The organism is Oleiphilus sp. HI0067, from assembly GCF_001635735.1.
In genome coordinates, this window is record NZ_LWFI01001293.1 from 1 (window position 1) to 990 (window position 990).

Consider the following 990-nt stretch of genomic DNA (forward strand, 5'->3'; position numbering starts at 1 on the left):
TGTGGAGCAACTGATGCACACAGGTGACAGAATTCCAGAAGTCAGCCCTGCTACACCCCTGACCGAAGGGCTATTTGAAATATCGGATAAAGGCTTTGGCCTCACAGCGATTGTGAATGATGCTAACGAGATTCAAGGCCTCTTCACAGACGGCGACCTTCGACGCGCCTTTGATGACAAGCTAGATCTTCACAACACAGAGATCTCAAAAGTAATGACCAAGAACTGCAAAACGATTCAGTCTAAGGCGCTCGCCGCCGAAGCATTGCAAGTCATGGAAGAATACAAGATCACAGGGCTTTTGGTATCTGATGAAGAGAACAAACTAGTTGGCGTGATCCATATGCACGACCTTTTGAAAGCGGGTGTCGTATGAACCATTCAATAAACGAAGCAGCGAAAAATGCTGCAAACAAGATCAAACTTTTAGGTCTCGACGTTGATGGCGTATTAAGCGACGGAAAAATTGTTTTTTCTGCTCAAGGCGACGAGCTAAAAGCGTTTTGCACACTCGACGGCCACGGCATTAAGCTCCTCCAACAAAACGGTATTGAAGTTGCCATTATTACGGGCAGGAACTCGCCTCTTGTCGCCCGCAGAGCAAGAGACTTAGGTATCAAGCATTTAGTTCAAGGACGCGAAGACAAAAAGATTGCACTTGATGATATTCGCCAAGAATTGGGACTCGACTGGGAGCAATGCGCCTATATGGGAGATGATTTGCCTGACCTATCTGCCATCAAGCACTGCGGCCTTGGCATCACCGTCCCGAACGCGCATAGCTTTGTGAAAGAACATGCAGACATGTGCACACAAACAAGCGGAGGCCATGGCGCCGTAAGAGAGGCATGCGACTTCATACTATCAGCGCAAGGTTTACTCGACGACATTCATCAATCATTTTTAAAAAAGTGATATGAGCAAAACCTTTAAACGATCAAAATTCTCATTATTGGCGGTCATCTTACTGGTCGGGGTAAGCCTGTTCTA

2 protein-coding genes are annotated in these 990 nt (G+C 46.7%); both read left to right on the top strand.

The features are described 5' to 3' along the window. On the top strand, nt 1-376 hold a 376-nt coding region (locus A3739_RS20040; protein ID WP_156502714.1), incomplete at its 5' end, for a CBS domain-containing protein. Beyond that, complete coding sequence (locus tag A3739_RS20045; protein ID WP_068476098.1) at nt 373-915, top strand: HAD family hydrolase; 543 nt, start codon at nt 373-375, stop codon at nt 913-915. The genes A3739_RS20040 and A3739_RS20045, both read left to right, overlap by 4 nt. The last annotated feature ends 75 nt before the right edge of the window (nt 916-990 follow it).